At 57.6% G+C, this 255-nt stretch carries 1 protein-coding gene; it reads right to left on the minus strand.

The window, feature by feature from the left end:
* On the minus strand, positions 1-255 hold a 255-nt coding region (locus QMG28_RS20920), incomplete at both ends, for a transposase (protein ID WP_281844155.1).

A 255-nucleotide genomic window follows, 5' to 3' on the forward strand; every position in this document is an offset into this window, starting at 1 on the left:
TGAAATAGTTCCAGCACTCTGCTGGGTTGTAGAGGTCGCAGATTGATCCGATGGCCTCGAAGACTTCGGTGAAGGTTCTTGTACCGATCCGTCGCAAGTGGGCTTTCAGCTTCGAGTATGCCTGCTCTATGGGGTTCAGATCGGGCGAGTACGGCGGCAGGTGGAGGAACCAGCAGCCGTGATCGCGCAAGGCCTGTGCGGCCTCCTTGTTGCGATGTGTGGCCAGGTTATCGAGGATGACAACGGTGCCTGGTG

It is taken from the genome of Sinisalibacter aestuarii (assembly GCF_027923545.1).
GTDB classification, from domain to species: Bacteria; Pseudomonadota; Alphaproteobacteria; order Rhodobacterales; family Rhodobacteraceae; genus Sinisalibacter; species Sinisalibacter aestuarii.